Source organism: Kribbella sp. NBC_00662, assembly GCF_041430295.1.
In the GTDB taxonomy this organism is placed as follows: domain Bacteria; phylum Actinomycetota; class Actinomycetes; order Propionibacteriales; family Kribbellaceae; genus Kribbella.
The window spans coordinates 1,435,103-1,448,887 of record NZ_CP109029.1; the positions used below are offsets into that span (position 1 = coordinate 1,435,103).

A 13,785-nucleotide genomic window follows, 5' to 3' on the forward strand; every position below is an offset into this window, starting at 1 on the left:
GCTACCCCCAGCCGGACCGGGCGCGGCGAACAGTACCTGCCGGCTACTTGCCGAGCTTGCGGCGCTGCACCCGCGTCTTCTTCAGCAGCTTGCGGTGCTTCTTCTTCGCCATACGCTTGCGGCGCTTCTTGATTACGGAACCCACGTCTGACCATCCAAACTCAAAGAGAACGTCGGCAAAGCTTACCCGTAGGTCACTGTCCCGACCTAAAGCAGCCTCGACGACTAGGCTGGGGAGTGACCTGGGGAGGTTGTTTTGAGGGCTCGGTACGACGGTCTGGCGGACTGGTACGAACAGCGGTTCGTGGAGGGTTCGGAGCCACATCAGCCCGGCGTGCTGGAGCTGCTCGGCCCCGGTTCAGGGCCCTGTCTCGACATCGGCTGCGGCACCGGGCGGAACTTCGAATCGATCCGGGCCAGCGGGCGCACCGTCGTCGGCCTCGACTTCTCCAGGGACCAGCTCGGCCTCGCCCGGACCCGCACCGACGGTCCGCTGGTGCACGGAGACGCCGCCGCGCTTCCGTTCGCCGACGCGTCCTTCGACACCGCGATCACCATGTGGATCTCGACGGATGTGGACGACTTCGGGGCGGTGCTGCTCGAGGCGGCGCGGGTGCTGCGCCCGGGCGGGGCGCTGGTCGCGTACGGCGTGCACCCCTGCTTCAACGGGCCGCACGTCCTGTACGAGGAGGACGGCCGGCGGACCGCCTACCCGACGTACCGTCGGTCCGGCTGGCACACCGAGTCTCCGTGGTGGGCCGAGGACGGCATCCGTCGCCGGATCGGGATGCGGCACATGCCGTTGGCGGAGTACCTGAACGCGATCATCGCCTCCGGCCTGACGGTCGAGCGGTTCGAGGAGCCGACCGGCCCCGACGTTCCGCACGCGTTGGCGTTCCGCGCTCGTCGAGCCTAGGCGGCTTTGCGGACCGTGACCTCGGTGACCGGCTTGGTGAGGACGGCCAGGTGTGGGGTGGCGGTGGCCGTGGTGGAGCTTGCGTAGGCGGCGGGGGTGAAGGCGACGGCGGCCAGGCCCAGGGTGGCAATGGTGCCTACGGCAACTGTTTTGAGGATTCGGATCGGCATCGGGAGCCTCTTTCCGGTTGGTGGTTCCATCCTGGTGGCGCGCGCTGCGACGGTCCTGGAAGAAACCTGGGAGGGCACTGGGAAAGGCGCAGTACGGTGGTCGCATGGCGTACGTCGTCTTTGTCGGTGGACTCGTGGTCGTGCTCGCGGGGCTGACCTGGTTCGCCTCGTGGGCGAAGCGGCGTGGGCGCGGGTCCGGGGTGGCCGGCGCGCTGGCGGCGTACGACGAGGCGTACCGGACCACCGCGCACCAGTCGCATCACGAGCTGCGGCGGCAGGCTGACCGGAAGTCCGAGAGCGGCTCGCCGGACGACCTCTAGCGCAGGAAGTCAGCCACCGGACCTACCGTGAGCAGGCCGCTACCGGCCGCGTGCTCACCGGCTGCAGGAGCTAGAGCAGCCTGTGCTTTCTCCAACAGCTGCGTGTCGCCTGACTGCCGGGCCGCGTGTGCGGTCAGCGCCCAGTAGGTCTCGAGTAGGAGCCCGGGCGGCGGGTTCGGCGATCCCTTCACCCACGGGGTGTGCGGGCCGTAATCAGCGTCTGGGATCGGCTGGTCGTGGCGGATCGCATGTGCGGCCAGCGCGAGCGGGAGAAGGCCTTCGCTCAGGCCGGGCATGCCTGCACCGTCGAGCAGGGCAGCGGCGGCGCGGTAGGACTCCGGAGTGTCGTCGCGGAGCGCGGCGTACCAGCGGGTGAAGACGGAGACGAGCGGAAGCTCGTGGCGGGCAGCCAACGCGTCGGCGGCCGCGGCGTGTTCGTCGGCGGCTGGGTGGTCGGCTCGCGCACAGGCGGACTGCAGCCGGATCAGATGGCCGAGAACCTCGTAAGTAAAGAGGTTGTGGCGCTGCGAGAGCGTGACCAGCTCGGCGCCGATGGCGTCGCGTGCGGAGGCGAGGCCGGCTTGGTAGCAGGTCTGCATGAAGACGCCGTTGAGTGTGAATGCGAGCAGCGCCGGATCGTCCAGACCACGCGCCAACTCCTCAGCCTCGAGCGCCGCCTCGCGAGGACGCGATGATCGCGAGCCACGCGACTCGAGTGCGATGGTGGCGAGCAGTCGAGCGCGGATGCTCGGGTGATCCTGCGTCGGCAGGACCCGTTCGGCCGCCGCGACGATCGCCGCAGCCTGCACCTCGTCATCAGAGCGCGTCCAGATCGCCGGTACGTCGTACGCGCCGATCACTCGCGCCGTCAGATCGGGGTCGCCCAACTCTTCGGCTGCGGTGATGGCAGCGAGGCGATGTCCACGAGCCGCCTCCAACCCACCGCCACCGGTGACCGCGAGGTTGCGGAGCAGGCCGACCGTCGACTCGATCCGGGCTCGGCTCCCGCCGACCACGCGGTCGTACGCCGCCGCCGTCTCCGCCCACACTGTTCCGGCCGGGGTCAGATGCGCTGCCTGGTTGAGGATGTCGGTCTCCAACCGGCTGAGCGCCGGGCCGGGATCAACACCGAGCTGCCCGACCAGAGTCTCCCGGGCGCGACGCAGTACGGCGAGAGCGTCGCCCTGGCGCTCGCCGCGATACAAGGCCAACGCCAGCAGCCGCCACGCGTCCTCGCGCCACGGATGCTCGGTCACGTGTGCGTCCAGGTCAGGCACCGCCTCCGAGGCGAGCCCCAGCGCCAGCCGCGCCTCCCCGACCCGCTCAACCGCCCGCAGCCGCAGCTCGTTCAGCCTCGACCGCTCGGCCAGCGCCCACGCTTCATCCGCGAACTCCGCGTACGCCGGGCCGCGCCACAACGCCAGTCCTGCAAGCAGTTCCGGCAACAACTCCCCCGGCGGCAACGACGCCTGCACCGCCGCCTCGAACCGCCACGCATCCACGGCCTCGGTCCGCAACGCGTAACCAGGCCCTTCCGTCACCAGCAACCTGGCAGGTGTCCGCGGCACCCGATCCGGCTCGATCGCCCGCCTCAACGCCGCCACAAACGTCCGCAAGGCGCTCAACGCCCCCGCCGGCGGATCCGCCCACAGGTCGTCCACCAGCACCCGCGCCGGCACGACCCGCCCTCGCGCCACGATCAACCGCCCCAACACCGCCCGATGCCGAGGTCCCCTCAGATCAACCGGCTCCCCGTCCCAGGCCTCGACCGGCCCAAGCACCCCGAACTCCACCCAGCCACCGTAGCGTGCTCATCGAACGCTCATCGGCATCCAGCAGGCTGACCGGCGTGAACGAATTCGACTATCACCGCGTCCACGCGAACGACGTGACACTGAACGTCGCCGTCGCCGGGTCCGGGACGCCGGTTGTCCTGCTGCACGGGTTTCCGCAGACGCATCTGATGTGGCGGAAGGTGGCTCGCGAGTTGGCGGGTGAGCACACCGTGATCTGTCCGGATCTGCGCGGGTACGGCGAGAGTGACAAGCCGGACGGGGACTACTCGAAGCGGACGATGGCGGCGGATGTTGTCGGGGTGGCCCGGGAGTTGGGGCATTCGAGGTTTGCGTTGGTGGGCCATGACCGGGGTGCGTTGGTGGCGTTCCGGGCGGGGCTTGATCATCCGGACGTGGTGTCCCAGCTGATGTGTCTGGACGTGTTGCCGACGCTGGACATGTGGGAGGTGCTGCACGGGACGAGTGCGGCCGTAGGGTTCCATCTGTATCTGATGGCACAGCCGACCGGTTTGCCGGAGCGGATGATCGCGGCCTCCTCCGACGAGTTCTTCGGGTACTTCCTGGATCTCTGGGCCAAGGATCCCGCGGCGATCCCGCCCGAGGTGCGAGCCGTCTACCTGGAGGCTTCGCGGCGGGCCGTGCCGTCGATCGTGGCGGACTATCGAGCCTCGGCGACGATCGACGTCACGCACGACTCGGAGGATCTTGCTCAAGGCAACAAGCTGCGGATGCCGGTGACGGTGATCCAGCAGGACTGGGGCGCCGCGCTGGGCTTCGACGCCGCCGCTCGCTGGAAGGCCTGGGCGACCGACCTCCATCACCGGACCACCACCGCCGGCCACTTCATGGCCGAGGAGGCACCGGACGAGATCAGTGCTGCGATCCGCGCACTCCTCGAGCGGTGAGGTACGCCGTCGACTCGGCCAGCGCGCCGAGCGCCTGATCCAACGACGTACTGACCAGGTGACCGTGGCGCTTCACCGGCGTACCTCCGACGAGGACCGTGTCCACGTTGCCGGGATGCGCTGCGGTCACCACCGTCGCGACCGGATCATGCAGCCCGCCGACCAGATTGATGTCCGTACTGCGCACCAGGACGACATCGGCCTTGTTGCCAACAGCAAGCGACCCGACATCGGCCAGCCCGAGCGCGCGAGCACCACCGAGCGTCGCCAGCTGCAGCACGTCCGCGGCGGAGAACGCCTGGTAACCAAGGGCAAGCACCTCGTGCATCGCGCGGAACATGTCTCCGCCCGAGGTGGTCACGACGTCGATCCCGAGACTGAAGTCGACCCCGGCCGCGCGGAGCCGACCGGCGAGCGGCCGGCCCATCTCCATCCGCGCCTCGACCGTCGGCGTGATCGACACGGCCGCACCGGTCTCGGCGATCACCTTCAACTCGGCGTCAGGCAGGTTGTTGCCGTGCACGTACAGCGTGTTCGGCCGCGCCAGGCCGGCGTTGCGGAGTTGCGTGATCGGATCCGGCGTCCGAGAACTGCTGCTGATGTGCACCACCACGGGCACGCCCAACGAGTCCGCGAGCTCCCAGTCCGCCCGGACAGTCTCGAACGGCGCGAACGAAGGCCCGATCGCGGCCACAGCAAGGCCGAGCCGGTCGGACTGCCGTGACATGATGCGCCGCATCTCGCCCGCGTCGACAGCACCACCGCCGAGCGGCGAGGGGCCGTAGCCGAAGACCGCCCGGATCCCGCTGCGCTCCAACGCATCCAGAGCCGCGTCGGCATGCGCGGGCGTGCGCTGCACATGCGAGTAGTCCTGCACCGTGGTGATGCCGGCATCGAGACATTCCAGCGCACCGACAAGGTTGCCTGCCGCAACATCTTCGGCGCGGAACCGGGACCCGTACGCACCGAGCACCCGCTCGAAGTAGGTCCCGAGGCCGTCGTCGACCGTGATCCCGCGCAGCGCCGTCTGCCACAGATGCCGATGCGTGTCCACGAAGCCAGGCAGCACGATCCGCTCACTCGCGTCGATCACCTCGGCGTCCACCGACAACCCCGGCCCGACGGCCGCGATCCGACCGTCCTCGATCAGTACGTCGGTCCCCCGCCGGACGACCACCTCCGGGAAGGTGTCGATCACGGTCCCACCCTCGAGCAACAACCTCACCAGCATCTCCCTCACTAGAAAGCTTTCTTAAAAGCTATCACCAAAGGGATTTAGACTGTCAACCGTGAACGACGACCCGGTGGACCAGCTGATCGCGTCCTGGCAGCAGGAACTGCCCGAGGTCCTGCACCCGACCAGCGAGCTGGCCAAGCGGATCATGGTGCTGGCCGGCGAGCTGAACGAGTCGACCCGGCGCGTACTGCGCGACCTCGGCCTGACCACCGCGGAGTTCGACGTGATCGTCTCGCTGCGCCGGGGCGGCACGCCGTACCGGCAGAAGCCGTCCGACCTGAGCCGGAGCCTCCTGCTGTCCTCGGGCGGCACCAGCAACGTCACCAACCAGCTGGTACGCCGGGGCCTCGTCACCCGCGAACCGGACCCGGACGACGGACGCGGCACACAGATCCGCCTGACTCCGGAAGGGATCAGCCTCGCGGAGCAGGCGGTGAAGGCGAGCTCGGCCGCGCACCACGAACTCTGGGCGGACCTGCCGGACGAGACCGTCGCTCAGGCGGCCAAGGCGCTGCGAGCACTCTTCAGACCATGACGAACGGGCATGACGAAGGGGCCGGTCCACGTGGGATCCGGCCCCTTCGACTCTCGTTGTTATCCGGCCTGGAAGAAGGCGCCTTTGAGGTAGTCGTGCACGGCGTCCTCCGACACCCGGAACGAACGACCTACCCGCACCGCGGGGAGCTCTCCGGAGTGCACCAAGCGGTACACAGTCATCTTGGACACGCGCATGGCCGTGGCGACTTCCGCCACGGTCAGGAACTTCACCTCGGCGAGCGGCTGCTCACCACCGGACTTCTTTGATGCCATTGCGCACCGCACTTCCAGCACGGATCGTGCGCCGGCTTCCCCTCCGGCACCTCCGTCCGTGCATGCAACGAGCGTAGTGGCTGTTGGTACGAATGGGAAAGAGGGGGACTCCTGTGACTCAATAGGTTGTATCAAGACCTAACAAAGGGAAGCTCGCGTCGCGGGTCGCCTTGATCGAGCGGTCGAGCCAGGTGTTCGGGTTGTAGCCCGTCGACCAGTCCACGTACTTCGCATCCTGGCCGTCGGTCATCCGCATCGGGGCCACCCGGCCGAACCGGATCTGGACCTCCTCGCGCCACCCCTCCGGCACCGGCGTCAGCGGGTCGATCGGGTTACCCGCGACGATCGCCAGCAGATGCGTCCAGGCCCGCGGCACGACGTCGATGATCGCGTAGCCACCGCCGCCGGTCGCGACCCATTTCCCGTCCGCCACCTCGTGTGCGAGGTCGTGCAACGCTGCGTACGCCGCCCGCTGTCCGTCGATCGTCTTCGTCAGATGGGCCAGCGGATCCTCGACGTGCGAATCGCACCCGTGCTGCGTCACCAGCACGCTCGGCCGGAACGCCTTCACCACCTCCGGGACGATCGCATGGAACGCCCGCAACCAGCCCGCATCCCCGGTCCCCGGCGGCAGCGCGACGTTGACCGCCGTACCCTCGGCTCCCGGTCCACCGGTCTCGCCCGGGCTGCCCGTCCCTGGGAAGAGCGTGGTCGGCGACTCGTGCAGGCTGACGGTCAGCACCCGCGGATCGTCGTAGAACACGGCCTGTACGCCGTCACCGTGATGCACGTCCACGTCGACGTACGCGACCCGCTCGGCGCCGTGGTCGAGCAGCCACTGGATCGCGATCGCCGGGTCGTTGTACACACAGAAACCGCTGGCCTGGTTGGGCATCGCGTGATGCAGACCGCCGGCGATGTTCGCGGCGTGCAGTACGTCGCCCTCCCAGACCGCCCGCGCCGCCTCGACCGAGGCGCCGACGATCTGTGCCGAGACCTCGTGCATCCGTGGGAAGCAGTACGTGTCGGAGGTGCCGAGGCCGTGCACGGGATCGGCCTCGTCGGGGTGATCCCCGGCGCTCTTCACCGCGGCGACGTACTCCGGGGTGTGCACGGTCTCGAGCAGCGCATCGTCCGCCGTCGGCGCGGGCACGACCTTCAGCTCGTCGAGGACGCCGAGCGCCCGCGCGAGCTTGATCGTCAGCTCGACCCGGATCGGACTCATCGGGTGCCCACGGCCGAAGTCGTACGCCGTCAGCCCCTCGTCGAAGACCAGCATCGCCTCACCGCTCATGCCCTCGACCTTAACCGTCAGCTCCTCGGCATGGGTTTCCCGAATCTTCCGTTCAGGCGGAAAGCGCCGCCGCCGGCATGGAAGACGGTCATCAGGGGGACTTGCCGAGCCGGGGTGATCGGGGCGTTGACGCTCGGGCTGGTGATCAGCCGGCACCTGGTCCGGCTGGACGGACTGGATGCGTCGCCGGAGGAACTGACGGCTGTTGCCGGCCCTCTGATCGAGGAGCTCACGACCGGAACCTGAGCCAAGAAAGACGAGCCGACGCAACACCCCTCCCTGGTTGCGCCGGCTCGTCAGTGGTCCAACAGTCGATTCATCGGCAGCGGACTGCAAAGCGTTACAGAATTTGCAGGTTCCTGCAGATCTACGCCTGAGTAAGCGCTCGAAAGGGCGATCTCCGGGCCGTTTCCGGTGTGATTCGACTGCGGACAGTGAGATTCGGACTTGCGGGTGCCACGGAGCAGGCCGCACAGTACCTCCCGTGAGGCAAATGAAACCCAACCGGCGGCAGATCTTCACAGTCGGAGCGGCAGCCGCCGTGACTGTGGCCGTCTCGACCGAAACCGCATCCGCCGCCACGGCGTCCACCTCTGCCACCGACAACTTCGACGGCTTCGCAGCCACCGCCACCACGACCACCGGCCCGTACGGCTCGGGCGTGCTCGGCTCCTGGGCGAACGGCACCCGGGCCATCTCGACCACCGCGCAGATCCATCGCGTCCTCGACACCGACGGCGTGTTCATGTTCGGCGACAGCATCTCGGTCCAGGACGGGAAGTCGCTCGCGACCCGGCTGCTCGGCCGCGACGGCAGCCAGATGGCCGTGAACAACTGGTCCAGCCGGCCGACGTCCGGCGCCGTCGACGCGCTGCAGCAGTGGGCGGCGGCGTACGGCCTGCCGCGACGGGTCCTGATGGCCAGCGGTTCGAACGACATCTTCGACCCGCCGAAGTTCGCCGCCCAGCTCGACCGCGCGATGAGCATCGTCGGCCGCAACCGGACCGTGTACTGGGTCAACATCCAGGCTGTCCGCAAGAGCGTGGGCGCGACGATGCAGCTCGCCGACCAGCGCAACAGCTCGTGGCTCAACATGCAGATGTACGACGCCCAGGAGAGGTACTCGAACCTGCGGATCATCCGCTGGGCCGAGTGGTTGTGGGTCAAGCCGTACCGGTTGCTGAACTACCTGCGCGACGGCGTACACCCGTCGGTGCCGTTGGGTCAGGACGCCCGGAACGAATTGATCGTCCAGTCGTTGACCGCGCGATGAGGTATTCTCGTTCCGTGAACACGAACTTGCAGCTGTGGTGGGCCGCCTAGGGCGGTCCACCCGGCGTGTTCGCACGCAGCCACCAAGGCCGCCTCTCCGAGGCGGCCTTTTTCGTGTCCTCGGTGGGGCCTCACACACCGAAGGGCACGATCATGACCTCGCTTTCCGGCATCACCCCGTCCGGCCGGCTGACGCTCGGCAACCACCTCGGCGCGCTGCGCCGGTTCACCGATCCGGACGGTTTCTACTTCGTCGCGAACCTGCACGCGATGACGACCAAACACGATCCCCGAAGACTCGCCGCGCTGACCCGTGAGTTCGCGACGCTGATGCTCGCGGCCGGCGTCCCCGAGGGCACGGTCTTCATCCAGTCCGACGTACCCACGCACGCACAGCTCGCGTACCTGCTCGAGTGCACGTCGTACGTCGGCGAGCTGTCGCGGATGATCCAGTACAAGGAGAAGGGCAACCGCCCGATGACGCGGGCGTCGCTGTTCACGTACCCGTGCCTGATGGCCGCGGACATCCTGCTGTACGGCGCGGAGCGGGTCCCGGTCGGCGGCGACCAGGACCAGCATGTCGAGCTCGCGCGGGACATCGCGATCCGCTTCAACCGCGAGTACGGCGAGACGTTCGTCGTACCGCAGCTGAACAAGGCCGCGCTGGCGACCCGGGTCAAGGACCTGGCCAACCCGGCCGCGAAGATGAGCAAGTCCGCCGCCGACGACGCGATCGGAACGATCCGGCTGCTCGACCCGCCGGACGTGATCCGCCGGCAGATCATGCGTGCGGTCACGGACTCGGAGAACGAGGTCCGGCACGACGAGGCGAACAAGCCGGGCGTCACCAATCTGCTCGACATCCTGGCCGCGTGCACCGACGGCGACCCGGTCGAGCTGGCGAAGTCCTATCCGTCGTACGGCGCCCTCAAGCAGGATGTCGCGGACGCTGTCCTCGCGGTGATCGACCCGCTGCAGAAGGAGTACGCGCGGCTGACGACCGACCCGGGAGCGATCGACCACCTGCTCGCGCAAGGCCGCGACCGGGCGATCGACGCGAGCACTCCCCGACTCCAGGCTGCGACGCGAGCTATGGGTTTGGCAGGATCGACTCCATGAAGCTCCGTGCCGCCACCTTCAACATCCGCAACTCCTCCGCACCGGACGGCGACAACGCCTGGCCGGTACGGCGGAAAGCGACCGTGGCGGCGATCGAGCACCTGGACGCGGACGTGGTCGGGCTGCAGGAAGTGCTGCCCGACCAGCTCGAGTACCTGCGCTGGCGGTTCCCGAAGTACGAGATCGTCGGCGCCGGCCGGGACGACGGGATGAGTGCGGGCGAGCACTCCGTGGTCCTGGTCCGGCCCGGCGACTGGCGGATCGAGAAGCACGAGACCCGCTGGCTGTCCGACGATCCGAGCACGCCGGGATCGGTCGGCTGGGACGCGGACCTGACCCGGATCGCGACCCTGGTCTGGCTGCGGCACCGCAACGGTACGACGGTCGGCGTCGTGAACACGCACTACGACCATGCCGGCGAGGTCGCGCAACTGCAGTCGTCGCGGCTGATCGCCCGCTGGATCAGTGGATCGCTGCCGTGGATCGTGATGGGCGACCTCAACGCCACGCCTGACTCGCCGCCGGTGAAGTCGCTGGTCGAGTCCGGCCTGTCCCTCGCCGTACCGCTCGAAGCCGGTGGCAGCTGGCACGACTTCAGCGGCGTGGTGGACGACGACCGCATCGACCACATCCTCGTCACGCCGACGTGGACGGTGACCGACGCGGCCGTCTCGCACTACCGCCCGGACGGGCGCGTACCCAGCGACCACTGGCCCGTGGTCGCGACGCTAGAGCTTCTGTAGCACTTCCTCGCGGAGTCGCTCGAGCGCGTCGAAGCGGCGGTTACCGTCGCCGAGGAACGCGTCCGGCACGAGCAGCTCGTCGATCCCGGCCGCCGGGTACTGCGCGACCACGTCGAGCACCTCCTGCGCCGAGCCCATGATCACGTGCGCACCGTTGCTCTCCAGCCTTTGCTTACGCTCGATCGCCTCGGTGTCCCCCGGTACGACGACCTCCAGGAACGTCTGCGCCGACCGCCGCACCGTTTGCGGATCCCGGCCGTTTTCTTCACAGTGCCGGGCAAACACTGCGCCCTTCGCGGCCGCCAGGTCCGGCCGGCCCCAGTGGTTCCACTCGTCGGCGTACTTCGCAACGATGCCCAGGGCAACCTTCTCGCCCGACGCGCCGATCAGGATCGGGAGGTGCGCCGGCTTCGGCTCACACGGCGCATCGGTGAGCTGGTAGTACTTCCCGTCGAACGTCGTCCGCTCCTGCGTCAGCAGGCCCTTGATGACCTGGCACGCTTCCTCGAACCGCTTCAGCCGCGGACCGATCGCCGGCAGCTCGATGCCGTACACCTCGTGCTCGTTGACCTGCCAGCCCGCGCCGATCCCGAGCACGAACCGCCCGTTCGCGATCTGGTCGATCGTCGCGGCCGCGTTCGCGACCACGGCCGGGTGCCGATAGGTATTGCCGAGCACCATCGAACCGACCCGCACCCGCGAGGTGCGCGCGGCGATGCCGGCCAGCAGCGCGAGAGCCTCGTTGACCGGGACGGTCAGGTCGTCGCCGTTCTGCATGAAGTGATCAGCTATCCAAACGCCGTGCCACCCGGTGCGTTCGGCGTACTCGGCACCTTCGAGTACGCCGTTCCAGGTCCGGGAGGCTGCGGGCCACAGAGAGAAGTCCATGCGGTCATCCTCCCTCTTGGGCCGCGAGGACCGCGTCTCCGTTCTGTTCTGCCCACTCTGTGAGCATCCGGATCGGGCCCATCAGCGTGCGCCCCAGCTCGGTCAGGTCGTACTCCACGCGGGGCGGTACGCCGCCGTGATCGGTGCGGGTGACCAGGCCGTTGGTCTGCAGGCGGCGCAAGGTCTGGGTCAGCACCTTCTTCGAGATACCGCCGATCAGCTCGACCAGCTCGGAGTGCCGCCGCGGATGGTCGTTGAGGCCCCAGAGGACGACGACCGCCCACTTGTCCGCGATCACCTCGACCGCCAACCGCGCCGGGCAGTCGGCCAGGAAGATGTCGCCGGGTTCCACACCGTACACAGCTGTCAGGGTACCCAGCGGTTCCCACGACGCTGTCTAGCGTTCCGTGCCATGAGCATCCTCCCCGACAGCACGCACCGGCTCTTCGAAGAGCCCAAGGACGTCACGATCATCACCATCGATCCGGACGGGTCGCCGCAGGCCTCGCTGGTGTGGGTCGAGCGCGACGGCGACGACCTCCTGTTGGGTCTCCAGGCGCCGCACCGCAAGACCCGCAACCTGTTCCGGGATCCACGGGTGACGCTGCTGATCCAGGACGACCAGACGAGCGCGCGAGGCATCACGCAATACCTCGTTGTGCGAGGCACCGCGAAGCTCCTGGGCCCCGGCATCCCGGCCGAGTACAAGGCGTTGATGGATCGCGAGACCCAGCGCTACCTCGGCCTGCCGGAGTTCCCGTTCGGCGACGGGATCTGGGATACCGGCGTGATCGCGCGGGTGACCGTGGAGCGGGTCGCCGGCGAAGGACCGTGGAGCGTCAGATGACGATGTGCCAGCGGAGCAGGAAGGCGCCGATCGACAGCACGAGGTACAGCAGCACGAGTGCCGCGCCGATACCCGGGCGCGGGCGGTGGCGGCGTACCGGCGTGTCCGCGGCCTGAGCCCGGATCGCCTCCATCACGGCGCCGACCTCGGCGGTGCGGTCCTTGGGGATGCCGTTGATCTCGTTCTCGTCCTGGCCGCGGGTGAGTACGACGTTGTCGTCGCCGATCTCGATCGAGTCGACGTCCTGCCAGGCCAGGCTGCGGATCAGCATGCTGGTGCGGGCCTTCAGCGCGGTCTCGGTCAGCTCGACCCGGTACAGCACGACGCCGCCGGCGACCCGGACGACGGAGGCGCCGATGATCGTCAGCAGGCCGACCGCGAGCATGTCGCGGGCACCCATCCAGAGCCAGGAGTTCAGCCCTGGTACGACGACGAACGGCAGGATGAACAGCGCCCAGGCCCACCACGGCGCCGGATCCAGCGGCACACGCCACGGCAACTGGGGCACGTCAGCTTGCTGCGCGACCTCGTGGTGCTGCTGCGCAGGCGCGGTGTCCGGCTCGGCCGAACCATTACCCATGGGCGGGACCATAGCGACTCAACCCTTGAACAAGGAAGGAACTGCGGCGCATAACCATAACGCCAGCAACCCGACAGGTGTTATTCGGCGGCCAGGTCGCGGGAACGGTTGCGTGCGGCCTCGATCGCCGAGAGGAACGCAGCACGCACCTTGTGGTCCTCCAGTTCGCGGACGGCGGCGGCCGTCGTACCGCCCGGGGACGTGACGCGCTCCCGCAGTACGGTCGGGTGCTCGCCGGTCTCGCGGAGCAGCTTCGCCGAGCCGACCACGGTCTGGACGACGAGGTCGGTCGCCGTACCGCGTGGGAGCCCCATGTGGACGCCGGCCTCGATCATCGACTCCACCACGAAGAAGATGTACGCCGGACCCGAGCCGGAGATCGCGGTGACCGCGTCCTGCTGCTTCTCCGGGACCCGGACGACGCGACCGGTCGCGGCCAGCAGGCTCTCGGCCAGCTCGAGGTGGCTCTCGTCGCAGTGCGCGCCGCGGGAGATCGCCGCCATGCCCTCGTCGACCAGGGCGGGCGTGTTCGGCATGACCCGGACGACGGCGACACCTTCGGGCAGGCGGGACTCGACGAACTTGGTGGTGATACCGGCGGCCAGCGAGATCACGGTCTGGGTCGGCTGGACCGCGGGCGCGATCTCGGCGAGCAGGTCCGGCATGTCCTGCGGCTTGACCACCAGGACGAGCGTGTCCGCCTGCTTCGCCGCGTCCAGGTTGGAGACGACGTCAACGCCGTACCGCTCCCGCAGCTCGGCGGCGCGCTCCTCCCGGCGTTCCGTGATCAGGAGGTCCTCCGGTCGCCGCCCGGCCCGAATCAGCCCGGACAGCAACGTCTCCCCCATCACTCCGGCCCCGAGAACGGCCACCTTTGCACTCATGGTG

The 13,785-nt window shown here is 68.6% G+C and carries 19 protein-coding genes; 9 read left to right on the plus strand and 10 right to left on the minus strand.

Annotated elements, in window-relative coordinates:
• Positions 1 to 43: 43 nt before the first annotated feature.
• Positions 44 to 145 (minus strand): 30S ribosomal protein bS22, encoded by a 102-nt coding sequence (locus OHA10_RS07295; RefSeq protein ID WP_008356322.1) that lies wholly within the window; start codon positions 143 to 145, stop codon positions 44 to 46.
• A gap of 111 nt (positions 146 to 256) precedes the next feature.
• Between OHA10_RS07295 and OHA10_RS07300 the strand changes: the two genes are divergently transcribed.
• Positions 257 to 916, plus strand: a complete 660-nt coding sequence (locus tag OHA10_RS07300; protein WP_371405398.1) for a class I SAM-dependent methyltransferase — start codon at positions 257 to 259, stop codon at positions 914 to 916.
• Here the strand turns inward: OHA10_RS07300 and OHA10_RS07305 are convergent.
• A complete protein-coding gene (locus OHA10_RS07305) occupies positions 913 to 1,086 on the minus strand; it encodes a hypothetical protein (protein ID WP_371405399.1) in 174 nt (57 codons plus the stop codon). The genes OHA10_RS07300 and OHA10_RS07305 overlap by 4 nt on opposite strands.
• Positions 1,087 to 1,190: 104 nt before the next feature.
• Here OHA10_RS07305 and OHA10_RS07310 point away from each other — a divergent pair, with 104 nt between their 5' ends.
• Positions 1,191 to 1,406, plus strand: a complete 216-nt coding sequence (locus OHA10_RS07310) for a hypothetical protein (RefSeq protein ID WP_371405400.1) — start codon at positions 1,191 to 1,193, stop codon at positions 1,404 to 1,406.
• On the opposite strand, the gene OHA10_RS07315 is transcribed toward OHA10_RS07310, so the two are convergent.
• The gene (locus OHA10_RS07315) at positions 1,403 to 3,199 is read right to left on the minus strand and encodes a BTAD domain-containing putative transcriptional regulator (protein WP_371405401.1); all 1,797 of its coding nucleotides are present in this window, start codon (positions 3,197 to 3,199) and stop codon (positions 1,403 to 1,405) included. The genes OHA10_RS07310 and OHA10_RS07315 overlap by 4 nt on opposite strands.
• A 56-nt stretch (positions 3,200 to 3,255) precedes the next feature.
• Here OHA10_RS07315 and OHA10_RS07320 point away from each other — a divergent pair, with 56 nt between their 5' ends.
• On the plus strand, positions 3,256 to 4,107 hold the full coding sequence (locus OHA10_RS07320) for an alpha/beta fold hydrolase (protein WP_371405402.1): 852 nt from the start codon (positions 3,256 to 3,258) through the stop codon (positions 4,105 to 4,107).
• On the opposite strand, the gene OHA10_RS07325 is transcribed toward OHA10_RS07320, so the two are convergent.
• On the minus strand, positions 4,073 to 5,332 hold the full coding sequence (locus tag OHA10_RS07325) for an amidohydrolase family protein (protein ID WP_371405403.1): 1,260 nt from the start codon (positions 5,330 to 5,332) through the stop codon (positions 4,073 to 4,075). The two genes, OHA10_RS07320 and OHA10_RS07325, sit on opposite strands and share 35 nt — an antisense overlap.
• Positions 5,333 to 5,396: 64 nt before the next feature.
• On the opposite strand from OHA10_RS07325, the gene OHA10_RS07330 reads away from it, so the two are divergent.
• Entirely contained in the window at positions 5,397 to 5,879 is a 483-nt protein-coding gene (locus OHA10_RS07330; RefSeq protein WP_371405404.1) for a MarR family winged helix-turn-helix transcriptional regulator, read from the plus strand.
• Between the two features lie 59 nt (positions 5,880 to 5,938).
• Here the strand turns inward: OHA10_RS07330 and OHA10_RS07335 are convergent, their stop codons facing one another.
• A complete protein-coding gene (locus OHA10_RS07335; RefSeq protein WP_012923942.1) occupies positions 5,939 to 6,154 on the minus strand; it encodes a helix-turn-helix domain-containing protein in 216 nt (71 codons plus the stop codon).
• A 118-nt stretch (positions 6,155 to 6,272) separates the two neighbouring features.
• Positions 6,273 to 7,448 carry an acetoin utilization protein AcuC gene (locus OHA10_RS07340; protein ID WP_371405405.1) on the minus strand — a complete coding sequence of 392 codons (1,176 nt, stop codon included), beginning with the start codon at positions 7,446 to 7,448 and terminating at the stop codon, positions 6,273 to 6,275.
• 114 nt (positions 7,449 to 7,562) lie between these two features.
• Here OHA10_RS07340 and OHA10_RS07345 point away from each other — a divergent pair, with 114 nt between their 5' ends.
• The 4 genes from OHA10_RS07345 to OHA10_RS07360 all read left to right on the plus strand — a co-directional run bounded on the left by OHA10_RS07345 (position 7,563) and on the right by OHA10_RS07360 (position 10,582).
• Positions 7,563 to 7,694 (plus strand): hypothetical protein, encoded by a 132-nt coding sequence (locus tag OHA10_RS07345; RefSeq protein WP_371405406.1) that lies wholly within the window; start codon positions 7,563 to 7,565, stop codon positions 7,692 to 7,694.
• Positions 7,695 to 7,941: 247 nt separating this feature from the next.
• Positions 7,942 to 8,721 (plus strand): hypothetical protein, encoded by a 780-nt coding sequence (locus tag OHA10_RS07350; RefSeq protein WP_371405407.1) that lies wholly within the window; start codon positions 7,942 to 7,944, stop codon positions 8,719 to 8,721.
• A gap of 152 nt (positions 8,722 to 8,873) precedes the next feature.
• On the plus strand, positions 8,874 to 9,839 hold the full coding sequence (trpS, locus tag OHA10_RS07355; RefSeq protein ID WP_371405408.1) for a tryptophan--tRNA ligase: 966 nt from the start codon (positions 8,874 to 8,876) through the stop codon (positions 9,837 to 9,839).
• Positions 9,836 to 10,582: an endonuclease/exonuclease/phosphatase family protein gene (locus tag OHA10_RS07360; protein ID WP_371405409.1), complete on the plus strand. Its 747-nt coding sequence runs from the start codon at positions 9,836 to 9,838 to the stop codon at positions 10,580 to 10,582. The genes trpS and OHA10_RS07360 overlap by 4 nt, the downstream gene beginning before the upstream one ends.
• Here OHA10_RS07360 and OHA10_RS07365 read toward each other — a convergent pair.
• Together OHA10_RS07365 and OHA10_RS07370 are read right to left on the minus strand one after the other, a co-directional pair.
• Positions 10,568 to 11,470 carry a TIGR03560 family F420-dependent LLM class oxidoreductase gene (locus OHA10_RS07365; protein ID WP_371405410.1) on the minus strand — a complete coding sequence of 301 codons (903 nt, stop codon included), beginning with the start codon at positions 11,468 to 11,470 and terminating at the stop codon, positions 10,568 to 10,570. The genes OHA10_RS07360 and OHA10_RS07365 overlap by 15 nt on opposite strands.
• 4 nt (positions 11,471 to 11,474) lie before the next feature.
• Complete coding sequence (locus tag OHA10_RS07370; protein ID WP_371405411.1) at positions 11,475 to 11,831, minus strand: winged helix-turn-helix transcriptional regulator; 357 nt, start codon at positions 11,829 to 11,831, stop codon at positions 11,475 to 11,477.
• Between the two features lie 51 nt (positions 11,832 to 11,882).
• Between OHA10_RS07370 and OHA10_RS07375 the strand changes: the two genes are divergently transcribed.
• Positions 11,883 to 12,317, plus strand: a complete 435-nt coding sequence (locus tag OHA10_RS07375) for a TIGR03618 family F420-dependent PPOX class oxidoreductase (RefSeq protein ID WP_371405412.1) — start codon at positions 11,883 to 11,885, stop codon at positions 12,315 to 12,317.
• Here the strand turns inward: OHA10_RS07375 and OHA10_RS07380 are convergent.
• Together OHA10_RS07380 and proC are read right to left on the minus strand one after the other, a co-directional pair.
• Positions 12,310 to 12,897: a hypothetical protein gene (locus OHA10_RS07380; protein WP_371405413.1), complete on the minus strand. Its 588-nt coding sequence runs from the start codon at positions 12,895 to 12,897 to the stop codon at positions 12,310 to 12,312. The genes OHA10_RS07375 and OHA10_RS07380 overlap by 8 nt on opposite strands.
• A gap of 80 nt (positions 12,898 to 12,977) precedes the next feature.
• Complete coding sequence (proC, locus tag OHA10_RS07385; RefSeq protein WP_371405414.1) at positions 12,978 to 13,781, minus strand: pyrroline-5-carboxylate reductase; 804 nt, start codon at positions 13,779 to 13,781, stop codon at positions 12,978 to 12,980.
• Positions 13,782 to 13,785: the final 4 nt, after the last annotated feature.